The organism is Barnesiella sp. An22 (assembly GCF_002159975.1).
GTDB lineage: Bacteria > Bacteroidota > Bacteroidia > Bacteroidales > Barnesiellaceae > Barnesiella > Barnesiella merdigallinarum.
Genome location: NZ_NFJR01000003.1, coordinates 56,411 through 78,350, shown reverse-complemented (window position 1 = coordinate 78,350; position 21,940 = coordinate 56,411). Strand labels below are relative to the sequence as shown.

Here is a 21,940-nt window from a genome sequence, read left to right as displayed (position 1 = left end):
TCTTAATTGTTTATATAGCTAAATAGACTTGAAATAATTTCTATACTTACGCAGGATTTGACTGTAAAGCTCAATTGGAATAGTTATAATTTTATAAAAATAACATTTGTTTTATCTTGTATAAATATTCTAAGTTTAAAAAATACGGCTTTATATGGTGATATTTTTATAGAAAATATAGGTTTATTCCGAATAATTTTTTATATTTGCAAGAGATGAATAAATAGTTGTAATATTTTGTTGGTTTTTGCATGTAATGTAATTTCATAATAAACCTAATAATATATTTACGATGGCAAAGAGAATTACGCTTATTTGTGCTTTCTTCCTGTTTATAGTGGGATTGCGAGCAGAGGTTTTGCTGAACGAGAATTTTGAATCTTGGTCGGCAACCAATTTCCCAGCGAATGGCTGGACGGTAGTAAACGATACCCAGGAGGGTGCCATTTACCATTGGACTCTCGAGACGGGGCGGTCGGCGCTTTCTGGCTCGATAAGTCTGTTTTGTGACGGCGGATCGTGGGATCCTGTTGAACCGGTAAAGGAGGAGTGGATTATCTCTCCGGCAATTACGTTGAGCAATACCAATTACAATTTGTCGTTCCTGTGGGAAGGGGCGTCGGCTGCCGCTTTCAAAAACGAATACGACTTGCAGGTGCGCGTGAGCGACAACGACGGGGAGTCGTGGACGACCATCTTCTCGTTTCTCAATCAGGAACAGGTCGAGAACAGTGGTGTAGTCTATCCCTGGACTGCCTGGACGGTAAACTCGTCGTTGCTCAGCCTGAAGGCTTATGCCGGCAAGACAATAAAGATAGCCTTTGTCCATTGCCTGCTGGTGAGCGGTTCGGGTAAAGGTAATTGTGCCTGGGTCGACGATGTGGTAGTCGAATCGGGTGCTGCTATCGAGGCTCCCATAGCCGAAGTAACTCCCACCTCGTATGTATTCCCGGGTACCTACATCGGGGTAGGCAAGTGGTCCGACAAGTTTGCCCTCAGCAACAAGGGTGTAGGTTCACTTACCGTAACCGGCATTTCGGGACTCGACGGTACCGATTTCTCTACCGATTTGGTCCCGGCCGATGTTTCGATAAAACCGGGTGCCGAATATGAATTTTATGTACGCTATACTCCCTCTTCGGCCTTGAGCGCCAAGTCGGCCACGATGACGATTCACACCAATGGCGGCGATGTCTCCATCGCTTTGGAGGGAACTAAAATCATTCTTCCCGACAACTACAATCTCGAAAGTTTCGAGGGCGGCACCTTCCCGCCGTTGGGCTGGACGGCTGACGAGGGCTGGTCTCAGGGACGAGCCTATGCTACCTCGGGCGACTACTCCGCCTCGTGTAGTTTTGCCGAGAACAACCCCACGCTGGTAACCCCTCGTCTCGACTGTTCCGAAGGGTCGTATGAGTTGCAGTTCAACTATGCCAACGTGTGGGAACCTACGGCCGACGATGCCGTTACGTCCGAGAGCGGTTTCGAGGTCTATTTCTCCAAAGACGGTAAGGCTACCTGGACCCAGATTGCCTCTTGCGACTCCATCAACCGTTGGGAGCACCTGACTGTCGACCTGGGTACTCCGGCTTCGGACAACTGCTATGTGATGTTCAAATATGTGCTCGACGTCGATTTGTCGACCGGCGGTTGGGACGACCTGCCCGAGTACTCTACGACTTTCCTCGACGATGTAATCTTGCCGCCCTATTACGGTAGCTCTTCGATACCTGGGGCTGCTACGACTCCTTCGCCCGAGAATGGGGCTGTCGATGTCTTCAACGAAGAGCTCGTACTTACCTGGGGTGGTGTACAGTTTGCACAGACCTATAAGGTGTATGTAGGAAAATCGGCTACCGACTTCTCGGTAGTCAATGGTGCCGAGGTGACCGAGTGTTCCTATGCCCTCCCCGTACTCGACTATGCTACTACCTATTACTGGAAAGTCGTTGCCTGCAACGAAGCAGGTGAAACGCCTTCGCCCGAGGTATGGAGTTTCACCACGCTGGCCGACCAGACCGTGAGCACCTTCCCCTGGAGCGAAGGCTTTGAAGGCGAGACATTCCCGCCGCTGGGCTGGCGCAACATCGGCGAGGGGTATACCGAATGGGATTTGACCAACTACACCACGTACGACGGCAAGGGCTCGGCCTACATTTCGGCCGGCGGTTCCCATCAGCAGGGCATTCTGCAGACGCCTGCCTTTGCATTGCCTGCCGATAAGGACATGCAGATCAGTTTCTATTGGGGCAATGCCGTACCGGCCGGATTGAGCAAATCGGTACAAGGCACGACCACCATCAATAAGGATACGCTCTATTTCGAAATCAAAGTTGATAACGCTTGGCACCAGTTGGCATTCATCTCGGCAGCTCAGGATGAGGGGCAAAGCTGGGAACGCCAACGCATCGTCCTCTCCGATTACCGGGGCAAGACGGTGAACTTCCGCTGGCGTTACAGCACGGTCGACTATATGGGTTCGGGTGCTTCGCTCGACAAGATTCTGCTCGAAGAGGCTCCCTCTGCCGGTAAGGCCGTCATCAACGTATCCTCGTGGGAGGCCGGCGATGTCAACTACAACAAGGCCGTTACCTCCAAAATGCTGAACCTCTTGAACGACGGTGAAGAGGCGATGACAATAACCGGGGTATCGTTCCGCAGTTCCAACTTCTCTACCTCGTTGCACAAAGACCTGGTACTGGACAGCCGCGAGAGTGTCGACTTCAACATCACCTTTGCAGCCGGAACCACCTCGGCCCTGGTCGAAGACGAGATGACCATCACCTTCGACAACGCTCCTTCCATTTCGCTCCCCGTATCGGGTAATGCTCTGAGCAGGTACACCCGCTACTTCAGTTTCGAAGACGACGAGTTCGGCTCCATTGCTCCCAAAGGCTTTACCACGGTCGATGCCGACCACGCCGCTACGGTTTCGCCGGTGATGATCAACTATCCCAACATCGGTACCGCCTATGCCTACATCGTCATCAACCAATTGCCCGAACCCGACGGTGCCGACTGGCGCAACATCTATCCCCGCTCGGGCGACCAACTGTTGGCTACCATGGCTGCCAGTGATGCTTCCGAGGCTGTCGACTGGATTATCAGCGACCAGATGACCGCTCGCGACGATGCACACTTCCGCTTCTATGCCAAGTCGTACGACGGCGACAATACCTATCACCCCTTTGCCGCCCTCACCGTACTGGTAAGTACCACCGACAATGCCGTGTCGAGCTTCTCGCCCGTTTCGGGATTCGAATCGGTACAGGTACCCCACAAGAACAACAGCGACAGCCAGACGTCGTGGACCGAGTTTGATGTCGACCTGAGTCAATATGCCGGACAACCCATCTACGTGGCCATCCGCAACAATACGCCGGGTCAGGGCTTTGTCACCTTCTTCGACGACTTCTATTTCGAGAATTTCGAATACGTAGCCAGCGACAACAATGCGCCCTACTTTACTACGGTGCCCGAGACTACCGCTACCGTGGGCAAACGCTGGACCTACAACTATGCCGTAGCCGATCCCGATGGCGATGCCTTGACCGTGACGCTGCAAGGCAAACCCTTCTGGATTACCCATACCCCGGGTACCAACGGCGGTACATTGTCGGGTATCCCCGGACAGGCCGAAGAGATTATTATGAAACTTTCGGTGACCGACGGCTCCAAAACTACGGTACAGGAGATTGTACTCAATATTACCGACGGTTCGGGTATCGACGAGGTGAACGGCGATTGCCTCGAGGTTTATCCCAACCCGGTGGCATCTACGCTCTATTTCAAGGAAACGTGCGACCGTGTAGTCGTTACCGATATTACGGGCAAACAGGTATTGTCCGCTCAGCAGGTCGAGAGTCTCGACATGTCGGCGCTGGCTCCTGGAGTATATCTGGTGACGGTACAAACTGCCGGTGAGCATCGAACCACCCAAATCGTTAAAAAGTAATCGAAACTATGTTTACTATGAAAAAACTTTTTCTTTCCCTCGCGCTGCTGATTGGCAGCGCAGGGGCTTTTGCCGCTGAAAATCTTGTGTTGAACGAGAATTTCGAGAGTCAGAATTTCCCGCCGCAAGGGTGGACTGTCACAGGTACCGAACTGCCGGATAACCTCGAGGCGATGGCCTTTGCACATTGGGATTTGAATTGGAACGAAATCACGGGGTCGCCCATCGCCGGGTCGGGTTGTGCCGAGGTAGTAAGCAATTATTCCGAAGGTGCAGCCGGTATCTCGAAGGAGGAGTGGCTCATTACTCCGGTTGTAAATATAGCTCAAGATGCTACACTGTCGTTTGTCTTCTGGTGCAATGCCTCGGCTTTTCTCCCGTCTGAAAAAACATACGGTCGTTTCGTTATCAAGGTATCGACCGACAACGGAGCCTCCTGGAACGACCTTTGGGATGTGGCTTCACAGGAAGATATAGAAAACTCGGGTCTGCCCTGGCCGTGGGATAGAACGGCTACCGGCAGTGTGGCTAACTGGCAGAAACTGACTCCCAACATAAGTCTGAAGGCTTATGAGGGTAAAAACGTGTCGATTGCCTTCTATTTTCAGTCGGTGTTGTACAAGAACTACACCGCTGCCACGCTGGCTGTCGACGATGTGAAGGTGGGGAATCAGAAGATTGAGCAGCTTCCCGAGGTCGAAGGCTCTACGTCGTATGCCTTCTCCAACTCCTACATCGGTTATCTGGCTCAGTCCGAGCCCATGACGCTTCGCAACATCGGGTACGGTGTCTTGACCATCACCGGTATCGAAGGCCTCGAGGGTACCGACTTCTCTACCACGCTCGATCCCGCCACGGTGTCGCTGAAGCGGGGCGAAGAGGTTGAGTATCGCATCAACTACAACCCCACGGTCGAAGGGGCCCGCAGCACGGTAATGAAGATTCACACCAATGGCGGAACCCTTTCGGTCAACCTCTCGGGAACCAAAGTGATGCTCGAAGAGGGGTATACGCTCGAGAGTTTCGAGGGCGACATCTTCCCGCCGGCCGGTTGGTCGCGCAACGAAGGCTGGCGCACGATCGAGGGCATAGCTACCTCGGGTGTGAAGTCGGTAACCGTGGGCGGCATGACTACCTGCGACATCGTTTCGCCCCGTCTCGACCTCTCGGCCGGGAACGGTAAGGTGAAATTCGATTACATCGAAACCACCGGCGAGGAGTATATCGACGACTCGTTCCTTCCCACCACCTACTTCATTTGCTATTACAAGAAGGGTTCCGACACCGATTGGACCGAGTTGTGGTGTTCGCTCGACGACAGCCGCTACAACGAGTGGGTACAAAAAGAGATTGAAATCAAAGACCGGGACGGCAACTTCGTAGTGAGCGACGATGTCTATCTGCGCTGGACCTACGAGTTCGAAATCGGCGACGGCGGCCTCGACAACATGGTGGTGACCGACATCTATTTCGACAATGTGGTATTGCCCAAACTCTATGGCGTGGGCGACCTTCCCCTGGCTATCACTACGCCCACTCCTGCCAACGGAGCTACCGATGTCGACTACGCACGGCTCACCCTTTCGTGGGAGCCCTCCCTTTTTGCCGAGGGGTATGAACTCTCGGTAGGAACCGATGAAAACAATCCCACTTCGCTGCTCGATGGCATTCTGCTCGATGGAAACGCTTCGGTATCCTATACGATTCCCATGCTCACACCTGCCACGACCTATTATTGGAAAGTTGTACCTTACAATGCCGTAGGTAAGTGCAACGAGGTTGCCACCTGGTCGTTTACCACCATGGCCGACCAGTCGATTCGCGACTTCCCCTACACCCAAGGATTCGAGACGGGTGCCGTGCCGCCCATGGGTTGGGCCGCCAATCATCAGGGCGATGGCATACAGCAGTGGAAATCGAACAATATCGGCCCATATGCCGGAGAATATTCGGCCTCGGTATGGCACAACTATGCCGGCGAGGAGTCTACGCTCACCACGCCGGTCATTGTCCTCCCTGCAACGGGCGACATGGTGGCCTCTTTTGCCTGGGGTGGAGCTTTGTGCAACCGGTTGGAGACAGGATATGAAAATGAAGCCGTTACCGAATTGCCGCTCGACGAGGTCGACGATACCGAGGGTACCCTCTATTTCGAGATTCGGGCCGTCGATGCCGACAACTGGACTACGTTGGCCTATACCCAGGACCGCACCCGGTGGCGTCACAAATATGTATCGCTGGCTCCCTATGCCGGCAAGAGTGTGAATCTGCGCTGGCGTTTTGTCGCCACCGAGAATGCCGGTTCGTCTGCGGGCGGTTCACTCGACGAAATCTATGTGGGCGACCTGGCCGGTATGCCCACCCTGGCCGTCGACGAACTGTCGCAACCCCGTCTGGCCATCTATCCCAACCCCACGACCGATTACCTCTATTGGAGCGGTGGTGTGGCTCACGTGCGGGTCTACGACCTGACTGGCAACTGTGTGCGCGAGGCGGCCGATGTCGAGTCGCTCTCGATGCACGACCTGGCTGCTGGCATATATCTCGTAACTCTCACTCAGGGCGACACCGTCGTTACGACACGGGTGATGAAGCGCTAAAGTCTACCCCCGCAGGGTGGGGGAGAATATACCCGGAGGGCTCCTGGTCGATGGAGCCCTCTTTGTTCCTTTTGCGAACAGCACACGACAACGATACGTAAATACCAAATTTTTATAGAAAAGCAATGAAGAAAAAAATTTTAGCTCTGGTAATGACCCTCGCCGGCTGGGGCCTGGCGGCGATGGCTCAGCAGACTGTTTCGCTCACCTTGCAGGTCACCTCCGTTACGGGCGAAGACATGAGCGGAACCCCCTTTTATCTGGAGCGAACCGAGTCGGGTTTGGTCTATAACCGGGTATTGGGAGCTAACGGAGTCTATACCGAGAAAAGTATATATCCGGGCATTCACCGGCTGGTTATCGAGAAAGAGGGATTGAAGACCTACGACAATGCCGAGCTCGACATACAGAGCGATACGGTGCTCAAGATTGTGATGGAAGAGCCGGTGCGAACCCCCTACAACCTGCAGGCGGTACTGGCGCACGACCCCAAGACGGGCACCAACGATGCCTCGCTGGTGTGGAACGAAGAGACCGACTACTTCTTCGACGATTTTGAAGACTACCCCTCGTTTACTCTCGACCTTACGCCGTGGACCGGTATCGACAAGGACCAGGAGTCGGCCGCCGTACTCATGCAGGGCGGTTATCCCAACAGTGGGCTGAAGCAGTATGCCACGATTGTGGCTCCCGACGAAGCCTATGTCTCGGTAACCTCCGACGGCAGCGATGTCTATCCCGTCTCGTGGTGGTTCTACGCACCGCAACTGCGGTCGTACAGCGGCAAGAAGTACATGGGTTTTATCCGCACGGCCAGCGGTACCACCAATAACGACTGGGCCATCACGCCCCAGATACATGTGGGAGTGAACAACGTCGTGCGTTTCAAGGCCAAGGCTGCCGATGCACCTGTCGAGCGTTTCAAGGTGTGGATTTCGACGACCGGAACCGCCGAGAGCGATTTCATCCCGTTGACGCAAGGCAACTACGAGTCGGTAGAGTGGAGCGCATGGAGTACAATCGAGTATGACCTCTCGAAATACGAAGGTCGAGATGTCTATATAGCCATTCAGTATATTACCCAGGCGGGGTGGATGTTGATGGTCGACGACTTTTTCGTAGGGTCGGCCAAGCTGAACCCCTCGCAGGTAAAGGCGCGGTTGCCGCGGGCAATTCGTCATCGCAATATAGCGGCTGGCGACGACCCGCAAAGTTACACCGTCTATCTCGACAATCGCGAGGTAGGTTCGGTGCAGACCAATTCCTTCTTCTTCGATAATCTGGAGGCCGGCGTTCACACCTTGGGTGTGAAGTCGGTCTACCGGGTTTCCGAGTCGTCGGTGGCTACTACCCAAATCGAAGTTCCGGCAGCCTCGGCCTATGCCGATGTCAAGGTACAGGTGACCGTCAACGGAGGGTCGGCCGATGGAATTGCCGTGAGCTATCTCTCGGGCAGCTACCAGGTGACCGACACCATACGGTCGGGCCTATCGCACTTTGCCTCGCTGCAGAAGGGCGAGTATGTAATCGGCATCAACGACGACCGCTACATGCCGCTCGATACCTTTGTCAATATCGATCGGGACATGACCATCGACCTCTCGCTGGTCGAGAAGATTACCGAACCCTACAACCTTTCGGTCGATTTTACCTACCGTGAAGACAGCCATACGACCGACGCCCTCTTCCGTTGGAATCAGGATTTGGGCTGGAGCGATAGCTTCGAAGAGTACGACGACTTTGCCACCCGTTTCGGCGACTGGGTTACCTACGACCAGGACCGCCTGCAGCACTATCTGCTCTCGGTCAACGGGCAGAATGTCACCTTCCCGGGATTCGATGCCGGCGAGTCGCCTGTCTTTATCTTCAATCCCGAAGCCACGACACCTCCGTGCGATGTCGACGGCTACCTCAACACGATGTGGGGCAAGAAGTATGTGATGTTCTTCGGAGCCCAGCAGGCCGCCTCCGACGACTGGCTTATCGCTCCCAAGCAGAAGATCAACGAAGGGTATGTGCTGCGCTTCTATGCACACGTCTACGGCAATCCGGGCGAGATTACCGGCATACCCGAGTCGATTCGGGTACTGGCCTCCGAGTCGTCGACCGACCCCTCGTCGTTTGTCGAGCTGTATAAGTGTACATTCGAGGAGGGTGGCTGGTACGAGGTGACGGTCGACCTGCCCGACTTTGTCAATCGTGAAGTCTACCTGGCCGTCAATTACGTCTCTTACGACGGTTGGATGCTCAAGGTCGACAACTTCTACGTAGGTCCTGCGGTCGACGCTCCTGCCCCCGAAGTGGGCGAGGCTACCTACAACGTCTATCTCAACGGCGAGACGAAGGCCACGGCAATAACCGACAACTTCTACACCTTCGAGTCGCTCCCCGACGGCACCTACACGGCCGGTGTCAAGGCGGTCTACGAGTCGGGCGAGTCGCAAACGGTCGAGTATCTCTTCACCACCCAGTACAGTGGGGTAGAGTCTGCTGCTCTCCCTGCCGCGAAGGTTTACGGCCGCGACCGGGCCATCTGGGTCGAGCCGATGTCGGGCGAGAAGGTGTCGGCAACGGTCTATAATGCGGCCGGCCAGATGGTCGCCTCGATTCCCGAAATCGAGCAAAACATCTGTATCCCGGTCGATGCCGGACTCTATCTGGTATATTTTACCACCGATAAAGGTCCCGCTACGATAAAAGTGCTGATAAGATAACTCTCTGAAAATAAGCAAATGAAAGGCGCCTCGGTACAACTGAATCCGGGGCGTCTTTTTTGATAAATATAAATTTCTATTTTCCTATGTTAAGAAATCATTTAATTTTGTACCTTTGTAAATGAAGTACGGGTAATAGAAGTCGCTCGGCCCGGTCCATACGGCCGATGTTTTTTTTATTTGCATACTTTCATGATTCGCACCGACGCGGCTAAACAGGAGTTATATGAATAAGAGTATTTGTTTTATTTTTTTATCGCTAATAATATTCAACATGAGTTGTGCCTCAAACGGCCATAAGGAGACAGTTGTCCTTATGGAGACTACAATGGGAGACATTAAGGTGAAACTGTACGACGATACCCCCGCGCATCGCGACAACTTCGTGAAGCTGGTCAAGGAGGGATATTACGACGGAACACTGTTTCATCGTGTAATCAACGAGTTTATGATACAGGGAGGCGACGGTACCTCCCGAAATGCCCCCGCCGGCAAGATGCTGGGCATGGGCGACCCGGGTTATACCCTCCCGGCCGAGTTTGTCTACCCCAAGTATTTCCACAAACGCGGGGCATTGGCTGCGGCCCGACAGGGCGACCAGGTGAATCCCGAAAAGGCATCGTCGGGCTCGCAGTTTTATATCGTTACCGGCAAAGTGTACAACCCGCAGCAACTCGACCAGATGGAGCGTCAGATGCAGATGCAACAGCAACAGTCGGTATTCCAGGCTTTGGCCGCCAACCATCGCGAGGAGATTATCAAAATGCGCAAGGCTCGCGACATGCAGGGGTTGCAGGCTTTGCAAGATACGCTTGTAGCCCAGATGCAGGAGCAGATCAAGCGTGAGGGTAAGCGCACCTTTACTCAGGCACAGCGCGAGGCCTATACCACGGTGGGCGGTACGCCCCATCTCGATGGTGAGTATACCGTATTCGGCGAGGTAATCGAGGGAATGGACGTGGTCAACAAGATACAGCAGGTCGAGACCGGTGCCGCCGATCGCCCTGTGGCCGATGTCAAAATCATAAAAATGAAAATCGAGGAGTAAGAGCGTGATACCGTTTCGTCGTCACATATTGTCCAATGGTTTGCGCATCATACACCACTACGACGCCTCTACGCGCATGACGGCGTTGAATCTGCTGTACGATGTAGGGTCGAAAGACGAGTCGCCCTCGCGCACCGGATTTGCCCATCTGTTCGAGCACCTCATGTTCGGTGGGTCGGTGCATATCCCCGATTTCGATACTCCGCTGCAAAAGGCCGGGGGTGAGAACAATGCCTGGACCAGCAACGATGTGACCAATTACTACACGGTTGCTCCCACACACAATATCGAGACCGCCTTCTGGCTGGAGTCCGACCGCATGCTCAGCCTCGCCTTTTCGCCCGAGTCGCTGGCCGTGCAGAAACAGGTGGTCATCGAGGAGTTCAAGCAGCGGAATCTGAATCAACCCTATGGCGACTCGTACCTGCTGCTCAGACCCATGGCCTATCGGGTGCACCCCTATCGGTGGCCTGTCATCGGCCGTGAGGTCTCGCACATAGCCGAGGCTACGCTCGACGAGGTGAAGCAGTTCTTCTTTGCCCACTATGCCCCCAACAATGCCATCCTGTGCATCTCGGGCAGTCTGCCTTTCGAGCGTGCTGTCGAGTTGTGCGAAAAGTGGTTTGCCCCCATACCCAGCCGACAGATTGCTCCGCGCCATCTGCCGCAGGAGCCGGTGCAGACCCAGCCCCGTCGTCAGACGGTCGAGCGCGATGTGCCGCTCGATGCCATCTTCAAGGCCTATCACATGGTGGCCCGTCGGCACCCCGATTATCAGGCTTGCGATGCCCTTTCCGATGTGCTCTCCTCGGGCCGTTCGTCGCGGCTCTACCGTCGGTTGGTCATGGACGAAAAACTCTTCACCGAGCTCGACGCCTCGGTAACCGGCGATATCGAGCCGGGGCTCTTCCTGGTGAAGGGCAAACTCTCGCCGGGCGTCTCGCTCGAGCAGGGCGAGGCAGCCATCGACGCCGAGTTGCGCCGCATTTGCGACACGCCTGTCGACCAGCGTGAGCTCGACAAGGTGGTCAATCGTTTCGAGTCGAACGACCTGTTTTCCAATTTGCACTATTTGAACAAGGCTACCAACCTGGCCTATTACGAATTGTTGGGCGGAGCCGAAAATATCGATTGTGAAGTCGACCGTTACAAGCGTCTTACTCCACACGATTTACAGCGAGTTGCAAGAGATTTGTTTGTGCCGGAAAACAGTTCGACTTTGTGGTATAAGTCGATACCCTCCGGTGCACCTTTGATAAATGATATAGAGTAGTTATTATGCGATTCAAATTAGTCTTGGCGGTTAAGTCCGAAAGTTTTGGCAACATTTTGCCGGTAAGCTATCAGTACGAGTTGTCGGCAGCCGTGTATCGGCGCATTCGTGAAAATTTCGATGCCTACTTGCACTGGCTTTCCAGCAACGGGTTTGCCCCGGTCGACGATTGTCGCAACCGGCTCTTTTCGTTTTCCAACCTCTACATTCCGCGCATCCGGGTCGAGAACGATAGGCTGCACATTCTGGTCAAGAAGGTACAGATGTGGATTTCGTTTCTGCCCGTACGGGGGACACGCGAGTTTGTCGAGATGCTTTTTGCAGATACCACCTTTGTGCTGGGCGATCGCCGCAGCCGGGTAGAGCTCGCGGTCGAGGAGATTATCGACTGTCCTGCGCCCGAGTTCGGCCCCGTGTCGGAGTATCTGGCCCTCTCTCCCATTGTCTTCATGGTGGCTCGTTCCAACCGCAGCATGGAGTACATCGGGCCCGACCATCCCTCGTATGCCGACTGTTTCTACCATTCGATTCTGTCCAAGTACGAAAGAATATTCGGTCACCCCTTCGAGGGGAATACCGATTTTTCGTGGACTCTTCTATCCGAGCCCAAGCGTAAAGGCATCTTTATGATGCGATTTACCCCCGACGAGTCGAAGGTTATCGGCTACATGTACAAATTCAGGGTGTCGATGGACCCTCTGTTGCATCAAATCATGTACGAGACCGGCATCGGCGAGAAGGTGAACCTGGGTTTCGGCTGCATCGAAATACTCCGTCGTGAGGCCCTTCCTGTCGGGAAAGAGGCGCCACTTCCCGAAAAAGAGGATTGATTCGTGAAAATTATATGACTTTTTTGTATGAAATGACAAAAAAATTTTTTTAATTTGTATAGAGAATAAAGATTTTATCTTTCATAAAACTGAATATACTATGACAACAGAGCTTGAAAAACCTGATATGAATGCAGAAGAACTCCATGCAGGTCAAACTATGACTCCCGCCGAGGAGGAACAAAATTCGGCACAGCCGGCTCCGAAACTTTCGAGAGAAGAGATTATCGACGAGTTGCGAAAGTTGATTGAGGGCCCGGTTGAAGAGGTGAAGGAAGAGGTCGATGAATTGAAACAAGCCTATTATAAACAGAAAAAAATCGAAATAGAAGAGGCTCGCAATGCTTTCGTCGCTGCCGGTAACCCCGAGTCGGAGTTCGTCCCCACACCCGACGAGCAGGAAGAGACGCTCAAATCGCTGTTGGCTGTATTCCGCGAGAAAAAGGCCGCATATACCGCCTCGCTCGAGAAACAACGCGAGGAGAATCTGGCCCGCAAGCAGCAGATTTTGGAAGAGATGAAATCTATTACCGCCGATTCGGACAACATAAACAAGCAATACACCCGCTTCCAGGAGTTGCAGCAGGCTTTCAAAGAACCTTGCGACCTCCCCTCGGCTGCGGTATCGGGCTTGTGGAAGAGTTTCCAGACTTGTGTCGAAAACTTCTATGACCTGTTGAAAATCAACAAGGAGTTGCGCGACTACGACTTCAAGAAGAACCTCGAGCAGAAAACAGCCCTTTGCGAGGCTGCCGAGGCCTTGCTCACCAACGACGACGTGGTGGCTGCCTTCAAGCAGTTGCAGCTGCTTCACGACGAGTGGCGGGGCATCGGTCCCGTGGCCAAGGAGCTGCGCGAGGAGTTGTGGAATCGCTTCAAGGATGCTTCGACCGAGGTAAACAAGCGGTATCAAAATTTCTTCGAGGCGCGCAAAGAGGTTGAGCGCAAGAACGAAGAGGCCAAGACGGCGCTGTGCGAAGAAATTGAGGCCATCGACATGAATGCCCTCAACTCGTTTGCCCAGTGGGACGAGGCCACCAAGCATGTGCTCGACCTGCAAAGCCGCTGGAAAACCCTGGGATTCGCTTCGCGCAAGATGAACAACCTGCTGTTCGAGCGCTTCCGCAAGACCTGCGACGAATTCTTTGCCCGCAAGGCCGAGTATTTCAAGACGGTAAAAGAGAAGATGGCCGCCAACCTCGAGAAGAAGAAAGCCTTGTGCGAAAAGGCCGAGGCTCTCAAGGACAGCACCGACTGGAAGGCGACGACCGACGTATTCGTAGCTCTGCAGAAAGAGTGGAAGACCATTGGCCCCGTAGCCAAGAAACACTCCGACGCCATTTGGAAACGCTTCGTAACCGCTTGCGACTACTTCTTTGCTCAGAAGAACAGCCAGCTGGCTTCTACTCGTCAAACCGAGCAGGAGAATCTCGAGAAGAAGCGCGACATCATTGCCCGCCTCAAGGCCATCGACGAGTCGGTCGACCCGGCCGAAGCCGAAAAGACCGTGCGCGAACTGATGGCCCAGTGGAGCACCATCGGCTATGTACCCTTCAAGGAGAAAGACAAGATCTATAAAGAGTATCAGGCTCAACTCGACATCCTCTTTGCCCGCCTCAACATGACCGAGACTCGCAACCGCCTGAGCAACTTCTCGGCCTCGGTTCAGCAAATGGCCGACGGCAACCACGACAAGCTCTATCGCGAGCGCGAAAAACTGTTGCGCATGTACGACCAGAAGAAAGCCGAGCTGCAAACCTACGAAAACAACATCGGCTTCTTGAACATCTCGTCGAAGAAGTCGAGCGGCCTCTTGAAGGAGATGGAGCGGAAGATGCAGAAAATCCGCGAAGAGATGCAGCTTATCGAGCAGAAGGTGCAACTTATAGATAAGAATTTGTAGTAAATAAGATGCCAACGCAGGGCGACCCTTCCAAACCGGGTTGCCCTGTTATTTCCCCCGCGGTACCCAAACCGGGTGGGGAGCGCAGGTTTGTCGAATAAAAATAGATCGGAACAAGAGAGAAACAATGGCACGAGGTCGGTATGGACATATGATAAAGTCGCTGATTATCATCGGAGATTTCTTTTGTTTGAACATCGCCTATGCTGCCGTGTGCCTGTGGGGTGGGGGCTTCGAAGGGGGCATTGCCGAGAAGATTATCTGGCTCCTGCTCAATCTTTCGTATTTCCCTGTTTTCCTCTTCTTCGGCAAGGTGCACGAGTTGCGTATCCTCCATGTAGACAGAGTGTTGATTAAAGTGTCGCAGTCGGTGTTGAGCCATCTGGCGGCATTTTTGTTGTTGATATTCTTCCTGCAAATCGACGACATCAGCTCGCTGGTGCTGCTGAAGTTCTACCTGCTCCTCTCGGTATTGCTGGCCGTCTGGTGGGTAGGTTCGCGCAAGCTGCTCAAATACTTCCGCCGCAAAGGCTACAACTTCAAGCGGGTAGTTATTGTAGGGGCCGGTGCCATGGGTACGAAGCTGCTCGACGAGTTGCGTTCCGATGCCGGTTACGGCTACAAGTTTATGGGATTCTTCGACGACAACCTTGCCTTGAAAAAGTCGTTGCCCAACTTCCAGGGCGACTGCTCGGCCGTCGAGGCCTTTGCTACGGCCAACAACGTCGACGAAATCTACTGCGCCCTGCCCATGCGGCAGGAGGAGAAGATTACCCGTCTGCTCAAGTTTGCCGAGTCGCACAACATCTCGTTCTTCATGGTGCCCGACGTAGGGCGCTACATCCACCGGCAGCTCGAGTTCCAGCTGGTCGGCAACGTGCCGGTACTCTCGCTCCATCCCGAGCCGTTGCAAAACATCTACTCCCGCATGCTGAAGCGGGCCTTCGACCTGGTCTTCTCCTCAGTCGTGCTGGTATGTTCGCCCGTGATTTTCATCCCCATCGCCATAGCCGTCAAGCTCTCGTCGCCGGGCCCCGTATTCTTCAAGCAGAAGCGCACCGGTTTCCGGGGAAAAGAGTTCAACTGCTACAAGTTCCGCACCATGCGGGTCAATGCCGCCAGCGACGAGTTGCAGGCTACGCGTCACGACCCCCGCAAGACGCGGGTGGGCGAGTTCCTGCGAAAGACGAGCCTCGACGAGCTGCCCCAGTTTATCAACGTATTCCTGGGCGATATGTCGGTTGTCGGGCCACGTCCCCACATGGTCAAGCACACCCACGACTACTCCAAGATTATCGACAAGTACATGCTGCGACACCTCATCAAGCCGGGCATCACCGGCTGGGCGCAGGTGAACGGCTACCGGGGCGAGACCCGCGAACTGTGGCAGATGGAGCGTCGGGTCGAGTACGACGTGTGGTATATCGAGCATTGGAATTTCTGGCTCGACATCAAGATTATTTTCCTCACCGTAGTCAATGCCTTCAAGGGCGAGAAGAACGCCTTCTGACAACTCCTCCGAAAAAAACAGCCGGAAACCTATCCTTCGAGACCAATGTCGTGTGTATCTTTGCACCCCGAAAAAGGGATAGCAAATGAGTACAAAAGTCAAAGGCACGATACTCGGTATCGTTTCGGCAGTAAGCTACGGCACCAATCCGCTGGGAGCCCTCTACCTCTACCGCGAGGGTTTGAATTCCAGTTCGGTACTTTTCTATCGGTTTCTGTTTGCGGTGATTATTCTCGCCGGCATCATGTGGGTGCAGCATCAGTCGTTCAGGCTGTCGCGCAAGGAGCTGAAGACCCTCGCTACGCTGGGCATCCTCTTTGCCGTATCGTCGCTCACCTTCTACACCAGTTTCCACTACCTCGATGCCGGCATTGCCGCCACCATTCTCTTCGTCTATCCCATCATGGTGGCTGTAATCATGGCCCTCTTTTTCAAGGAGCATCTGTCGGGAGTCTCTGTCTTCTCCATACTGTTGGCCCTCTCGGGTATCGCGCTGCTCTATCGGGGCGGCAGCAGTGTGGGGCTCAACACCACGGGGGTGGTGCTGGTATTGGTTTCGGCCCTCACCTATGCCCTCTATATGGTGGTGGTCAACCGCTCATCCATCGTCATGTCGTCGATCAAACTCACCTTCTATGTCCTGCTCGTCTGCATGGTGGCCATCGCCTTGCAAGCCTCGCTCGGCAGTCACACGCCGCTGCAGCCGCTCACCACGCCGCGCATGTGGTTCTTCTCCATCATGCTGGCTTTGGTGCCCACGGTCATTTCGCTGGTCACCATGACGCAGGCCGTCCACGCCATAGGCTCTACACCCACGGCCATCATGGGCGCACTCGAACCCCTCACGGCCGTAGTCGTGGGGGTAACTGTCTTCGGCGAAGCCTTTACGCTGCGGTTGGGTATAGGTATCTTTATGATTCTGGTAGCGGTGTTGCTCATCATCGCCTCCAAGGCGATACCGGTGCACAAGGTGGCCACCGTCATCGGGCATGCCCTGCGGTCCGTCCCTCTGCACAGGCGTTGAATCCCGGAGAGATTTCTATTCGCATCTGAACGTGTCGTCGAGGTGGAATCCCCGCAACAGGTCGGCGGCAGCCATACGCTTCTTGCCGGCAAGCTGCAGCTCCTCGATGCGCACATAACCGTCGGCGCAGGCCACGTCGATACGGCTCTTGCCGTCGGTGTGTATGCTGCCCGGCTCGAAGTGGTGAGCGGCCGGTACGGGGGTGGTTCGGAATATCTTCACGCTCACCCGGTTGCCGTCGGACGATACCCATTCGCACCAGGCGGCCGGGTAGGGCGACAGACCCCGCACCAGGTTATGAATTTGGATACACGGTTTCGACCAGTCGATATGGCAGGTATCCTTGAAAATCTTGGGGGCGGGACGCAGTGGCTCGTCGGTCTGGATTGACTCCTGCTCAATGGGTTTCACCGTCCCGGCCAGGATGGCGTCGACCGTTTCGACCACCATGTCGGCACCCAGCACCATCAGTTTGTCGTGTATGGTACCCACGTTATCCTCGGGCAGGATAGGGATGCGTCTCTGTTGTATGATTTCGCCCGTATCGATTTCGTGTTTCAGGAAGAAGGTGGTGATGCCCGTCTCGGTGTCGCCGTTGATGATGGCCCAGTTCAACGGGGCGGCACCCCGATATTGCGGCAGCAGCGAGGCGTGCAGGTTGAAGGTGCCCATCGGCGGCATGTTCCACACCACCTCGGGCAGCATGCGGAAGGCCACGACAATCTGCAGGTCGGCATGCAGGCTGCGCAGTTGCTCGACAAAGGCCTCGTCCTTCAGCCGTTCGGGCTGCAGCACCGGTAACCCTTGGGAGAGGGCATACTCCTTGACCGGCGAAAACTGAATCTTGTGTCCGCGCCCGGCCGGTTTGTCGGGCATGGTGATGACGGCTACCACGTTGTAACCCCCTTCGACGAGGCGGCGCAGGCTCTCCACGGCAAAATCGGGAGTGCCCATATAGACGATGCGTAAATCTTTCTTTTCCATATTCGTTTAGTCTTGTGAGAAGTGTACCAGCACACGGCGGTACGAGTTGAAAATCTTCGATTTCGACACGAATCCTACATACTTCCCGTTCTCGACGACCGGCAGGTTCCAGGCGTTGGTCTGGTCGAAGGTCTTCATCACGCTGTCCATGCTGCTGCCCACCTCGATTTTGGCCGGTGGCATGGTCATGAACTTGCGCACATAGAAGCGCTTGTAGAGTTCGGGGCGGAACATGATGTTGCGGATGTCGTCGAGTATGACGATACCCAGCAGCGTGCCATCCTGGTCGGTAACCGGGAATATGTTGCGGTGCGATTGCGAAATCACTTTGACCATGTCGCCGAGAGTCATCTCGGGGTGAACCTCTATGAAGTCGGTTTCGATTACGCTGTCCATCTTCAGCAGGGTGAGCACCGCCTTGTCCTTGTGGTGGGTGAGCAGCTCGCCCTTCTTGGCCAGACGCATGGTGTAGATGCTGTGAGGTTCGAATATGCGGATGGTGGCATAGGCCACGGTCGAGGTAATCATCAGCGGCAGGAACAGGTCGTAGCCACCGGTCAGCTCGGTAGTAAGGAAGATGGCCATGAGAGGCGCGTGCATGACGGCCGACATGACCCCGGCCATACCCATCAGGGCAAAGTTCTTGTCCGACAGCTCCATGGGCAGAATGCCCGTGTGGTTGAGCACATAGGCAAAGAAGAAGCCCGCGAAGCAGCCCACGTACAGGCTGGGGGCGAATGTACCACCCACACCGCCTCCGCCGTTGGTGGCACTGGTGGCCAGTACCTTCACCAGAATGATGAGGGCGAGGAAGAGCATCATCACCCACATGTTGTCGTTTTCGGTATAGAAGAAGCTACCCTCGGCCAGTTGCTTCAGGTTGTCGTTCAGCAGGCTGGTGATGGCTCCGTAGCCCTCGCCGTAGAGCGGTGGCAGCAGGAAGATGGAGAGACTGAGGATGGCCGACCCGAAGAAAAACTTTTTCCACGGCGTGCCTATCTTGCGGAAGATGTCCTCCATGCGGGTCATCACGCGGGTAAAGTAGAGCGAGACGAATCCGCAGAAGACGCCCAGCAGAATCACGTAGGGGATACGGGCCGCCTCGAAAGTCTCGGTCTGCACGAAACTGAACTCGGCACTGTAGCCCGTGAAGATGTACGACACCGTCACCGCCGTAATCGACGAGATGAGCAGCGGCAGCACCGAGGTGGTGGTCATGTCGATCATCAGCACCTCGAGGGTAAACAGGATACCGGCAATAGGGGCCTTGAATATGCCGGCAATGGCAGCAGCCGAGCCGCAGCCTACCAGCAGCATGAGCAGCCGCTGGTCCAGGCGGAAGAGGCGCCCGATGTTCGACCCGATGGCCGCGCCGGTGTATACGATAGGGGCCTCGGCTCCTACCGAACCGCCGAACCCGATGGTAATCGAACTGGCAATCACCGAGGTGTACATGTTGTGCGGTTTCAGCCGGCTTTTCTTCTGCGAGATGGCATAGAGGATGCGGGTGACACCGTGGCTGATGTCGTCCTTGACGATATAGCGCACATAGAGCCCCGCCAGCAGGATACCGATAATCGGGTAGATGAGGTAGAGGTAGTTGGCGCTGTCGGCGTTGAAGTGCGAGGTGAGCAGGTTCTGGATAAAGTGGATGAGAAATTTCAGAATCAGCGCGGCGGCGGCCGTGCAGATACCGATTACAAAACTCAGGAACAACACGAAGTTGTGTTCGTTGATGTGCTTCTCGCGCCACAACAGCAGGCGCAACATCAGGTCGTGCCGTTTCCCCTCCTTCGGGGTGTCGTCTACTTCAATATCTTCTTCGTCTATCATATAAGTTTCCTTTTACATGTTACATGCCTTTGCCGGTGACCACTGTCCGTATGGTGTAGATAATGATTTTGAGGTCGACCAGCAGCGACATATTTTCCAAATAAAGAATATCATACTTCAGCCGGGCAATCATCTCGTCGATGTTGCGGGCGTAGCCATACTTCACCATGCCCCACGAAGTGATGCCCGGGCGTATCTGGTGCAGCAGCACGTAGTAGGGTACCCGCTCGACAATCTGGCGGATGAAGTATTCGCGTTCGGGGCGCGGCCCCACGAGCGACATGTCGCCCTTCAGCACGTTCCAGAACTGGGGCAGCTCGTCCAACCGGTATTTGCGCAACACCCGGCCGATGCGGGTAACGCGCCGGTCGTTCTCCTCCGAGAGCAGGGGAGTGCCCGACTCGGCATCCGACTTCATCGTGCGGAATTTATAAATCTTGAAAGGCCGGTGCCGATACCCGATGCGCTCTTGCTGGTAGAATACCGGCCCGCTCGAGTCGCGTTTGATGAGGATGGCCAGCACCACAAACAGTGGCGAGAGCAGCACCAGAGCCACGGCCGAAACGAGGATGTCGAACATTCGCTTCATGTTCTTCCCCCCCTCCGAGATGGCGCAGTTGCTCATGTCGATGAGGGGTGCCCCGTAGATATTGGTCAGCCTTACCCGCGACGAGATGATGTTGAACTCGTCGGTGCCCAGCTTGATGGGCAGGTTCAGGGGGTAGAGCGTGTTGATGAGCCGGTGCAGCTCCACCAGATTGTCCTCTTCGGGGGCCACGATCAGCTCCTGTATCTTCATCTCCCGGCACAGGCGGGGCAACTCTTCCATGGGGTAGGTACGGTCGGCAATTTCGGGGTCGGCCGTCTCGTCGTTCACCCGGATGAACCCCACGATGCGGTAGCCCAGCGAGTGGCGCGGCTCTTCGAGTTCGCGCATCTGCTTCACCGCCTTGCTGCCGCACCCGATAATAAAGGTGTTGAACTGCCACTTGCCCCGGTGAATGAGGGCGGTAGCGTTACCCGTAATCGTGGCTCTGACGGCATAGACGCAGACAAACTGCAGCCCGTACAGCAGCAACAGCAGTTCGTAGTTGTCGATGCGGAGGCGCAGCACGTCGTTGATGAGGGCGATGAAAAAGATAAGCAGCGTATTCACCAGCACCGACCCCAGGGTCTGCACCAGCTCCTGAATGCGCGACTTGAAAAACGGCTGGTTGTAGTAGCCCGACAGGTAGTAGACCCCCATCATCAGCAGCGGGAAGATAATCTGCCCCTCGATCACACGCGACGAGAGCAGATACGCCTTCAGCGACCCGCCGGCCTGGATGCCGGGGAAGTGAAATCGCACGATGTTGAACAGAAACCAGGCCACATTCGAGGCCAGGTAGTCGCCCAATACATAGCGTCTTGTCTGTCGTCTGCCGTTAATCACTCGCGTATAATCTTGATGGAACCGTCCGATTCGAGTTTGATAATGCTCGAGGGCACCGCCTCTTTCGTCTCGTCGCGGCGGGCCTCCACGATGTAGTCGACGGCCGCTTTAATCTCGTCCGATACCTCGGCGAAGTTGTGGGGCGAAGGCTGCCCGCTGATGTTGGCCGACGTCGACACAATCGCCTTTCTGAAGCGGCGGCACAACTCCTTCGAGAAAGCCTCGTGCGTGATGCGTATGGCAATGCTCCCATCCTCGGCCAGCAGGTTGGGGGCCAGGTTGCGGGCTCCCGGATAGATGATTGTGAGCGGTTTCACCGCCACGTCGAGCAGTTGCCACGCCGTCTCGGGCACTTCGCTCACATAATATTCCACCTTCGGCTCGCTGTCGGTAAGCACGATGAGGGCCTTGCTGTCGGCCCGCTGCTTGATTTCATACACCCGTTTCACCGCTTCGGCATTGGTCGCATCGCAACCGATGCCCCAAATCGTGTCGGTCGGGTACAAAATCACGCCGCCGCGCTCCATCACTTCGCAAGCCTGCTTGATATCTTCGCTGATTCCCATGTCTTAATCCTCTTTTTTTAGTGTTACGACAAAAAACTGTACGTTTGGTTGTGCCGGTTTCGAACACGCGAACAACTCTTTGCGGCCCGGTACACTCCGTTGAAAGAGCCTGTAAATACAGACAAAGTCGGTTTTCGTGTAACAAAGATAACGATTCGTGCATCGATAACAAAATATTTTTGAAACAGGAGGCATAATTATGCCATGGTTGGCTCGCTCCTGTTGGCTCGCTCCCCGAAAAGTCGTATCTTCGCGGGAAAAACAGAGC

General features: G+C 54.8%; 13 protein-coding genes. 9 read left to right on the top strand and 4 right to left on the bottom strand.

Going from position 1 to position 21,940, the window contains the following annotated elements; translation table 11 throughout:
* Positions 1-292: 292 nt before the first annotated feature.
* The 9 genes from B5F38_RS04400 to B5F38_RS04360 all read left to right on the top strand — a co-directional run bounded on the left by B5F38_RS04400 (position 293) and on the right by B5F38_RS04360 (position 16,857).
* Positions 293-3,955, top strand: a complete 3,663-nt coding sequence (locus tag B5F38_RS04400; protein ID WP_087408097.1) for a choice-of-anchor J domain-containing protein — start codon at positions 293-295, stop codon at positions 3,953-3,955.
* A 17-nt stretch (positions 3,956-3,972) separates the two neighbouring features.
* Positions 3,973-6,555 (top strand): choice-of-anchor J domain-containing protein, encoded by a 2,583-nt coding sequence (locus tag B5F38_RS04395; protein WP_158096840.1) that lies wholly within the window; start codon positions 3,973-3,975, stop codon positions 6,553-6,555.
* A 125-nt stretch (positions 6,556-6,680) separates the two neighbouring features.
* Positions 6,681-9,269, top strand: a complete 2,589-nt coding sequence (locus B5F38_RS04390; RefSeq protein WP_087408095.1) for a choice-of-anchor J domain-containing protein — start codon at positions 6,681-6,683, stop codon at positions 9,267-9,269.
* 274 nt (positions 9,270-9,543) lie between these two features.
* Entirely contained in the window at positions 9,544-10,317 is a 774-nt protein-coding gene (locus B5F38_RS04385; protein WP_087408094.1) for a peptidylprolyl isomerase, read from the top strand.
* A 4-nt stretch (positions 10,318-10,321) separates the two neighbouring features.
* Positions 10,322-11,590: a pitrilysin family protein gene (locus B5F38_RS04380; RefSeq protein WP_087408093.1), complete on the top strand. Its 1,269-nt coding sequence runs from the start codon at positions 10,322-10,324 to the stop codon at positions 11,588-11,590.
* A gap of 5 nt (positions 11,591-11,595) precedes the next feature.
* Positions 11,596-12,420, top strand: a complete 825-nt coding sequence (gene cas6, locus B5F38_RS04375; protein ID WP_087408092.1) for a CRISPR-associated endoribonuclease Cas6 — start codon at positions 11,596-11,598, stop codon at positions 12,418-12,420.
* Between the two features lie 127 nt (positions 12,421-12,547).
* Positions 12,548-14,323, top strand: coding sequence for a DUF349 domain-containing protein (locus tag B5F38_RS04370; protein ID WP_241147801.1), 1,776 nt, complete (start codon positions 12,548-12,550; stop codon positions 14,321-14,323).
* Between the two features lie 151 nt (positions 14,324-14,474).
* A complete protein-coding gene (locus B5F38_RS04365; protein ID WP_241147800.1) occupies positions 14,475-15,833 on the top strand; it encodes an undecaprenyl-phosphate glucose phosphotransferase in 1,359 nt (452 codons plus the stop codon).
* A gap of 85 nt (positions 15,834-15,918) precedes the next feature.
* Positions 15,919-16,857 carry a DMT family transporter gene (locus tag B5F38_RS04360; protein ID WP_087408089.1) on the top strand — a complete coding sequence of 313 codons (939 nt, stop codon included), beginning with the start codon at positions 15,919-15,921 and terminating at the stop codon, positions 16,855-16,857.
* Positions 16,858-16,872: 15 nt separating this feature from the next.
* On the opposite strand, the gene fmt is transcribed toward B5F38_RS04360, so the two are convergent.
* The 4 genes from fmt to B5F38_RS04340 all read right to left on the bottom strand — a co-directional run bounded on the left by fmt (position 16,873) and on the right by B5F38_RS04340 (position 21,666).
* A complete protein-coding gene (fmt, locus tag B5F38_RS04355; RefSeq protein ID WP_087408088.1) occupies positions 16,873-17,841 on the bottom strand; it encodes a methionyl-tRNA formyltransferase in 969 nt (322 codons plus the stop codon).
* 6 nt (positions 17,842-17,847) lie between these two features.
* Positions 17,848-19,611: a chloride channel protein gene (locus B5F38_RS04350; protein WP_087408283.1), complete on the bottom strand. Its 1,764-nt coding sequence runs from the start codon at positions 19,609-19,611 to the stop codon at positions 17,848-17,850.
* An 82-nt stretch (positions 19,612-19,693) separates the two neighbouring features.
* A complete protein-coding gene (locus B5F38_RS04345) occupies positions 19,694-21,106 on the bottom strand; it encodes a sugar transferase (protein WP_087408087.1) in 1,413 nt (470 codons plus the stop codon).
* Complete coding sequence (locus B5F38_RS04340) at positions 21,103-21,666, bottom strand: L-threonylcarbamoyladenylate synthase (protein ID WP_162611672.1); 564 nt, start codon at positions 21,664-21,666, stop codon at positions 21,103-21,105. Before B5F38_RS04340 ends, B5F38_RS04345 begins: the two co-directional genes overlap by 4 nt.
* Between the last annotated feature and the right edge of the window lie 274 nt (positions 21,667-21,940).

What these genes read in the sequence shown, in the direction of transcription:
- B5F38_RS04400 (WP_087408097.1), top strand. Translation starts at nt 293, where the DNA reads ATGGCAAAGAGAATTACGCTTATTTGTGCTTTCTTCCTGTTTATAGTG.
- B5F38_RS04395 (WP_158096840.1), top strand. Translation starts at nt 3,973, where the DNA reads ATGAAAAAACTTTTTCTTTCCCTCGCGCTGCTGATTGGCAGCGCAGGG.
- B5F38_RS04390 (WP_087408095.1), top strand. Translation starts at nt 6,681, where the DNA reads ATGAAGAAAAAAATTTTAGCTCTGGTAATGACCCTCGCCGGCTGGGGC.
- B5F38_RS04385 (WP_087408094.1), top strand. Translation starts at nt 9,544, where the DNA reads ATGAGTTGTGCCTCAAACGGCCATAAGGAGACAGTTGTCCTTATGGAG.
- cas6 (WP_087408092.1), top strand. Translation starts at nt 11,596, where the DNA reads ATGCGATTCAAATTAGTCTTGGCGGTTAAGTCCGAAAGTTTTGGCAAC.
- B5F38_RS04370 (WP_241147801.1), top strand. Translation starts at nt 12,548, where the DNA reads ATGAATGCAGAAGAACTCCATGCAGGTCAAACTATGACTCCCGCCGAG.
- B5F38_RS04365 (WP_241147800.1), top strand. Translation starts at nt 14,475, where the DNA reads ATGATAAAGTCGCTGATTATCATCGGAGATTTCTTTTGTTTGAACATC.
- B5F38_RS04360 (WP_087408089.1), top strand. Translation starts at nt 15,919, where the DNA reads ATGAGTACAAAAGTCAAAGGCACGATACTCGGTATCGTTTCGGCAGTA.
- fmt (WP_087408088.1), bottom strand. Translation starts at nt 17,841, where the DNA reads ATGGAAAAGAAAGATTTACGCATCGTCTATATGGGCACTCCCGATTTT.
- B5F38_RS04350 (WP_087408283.1), bottom strand. Translation starts at nt 19,611, where the DNA reads ATGTTGCGCCTGCTGTTGTGGCGCGAGAAGCACATCAACGAACACAAC.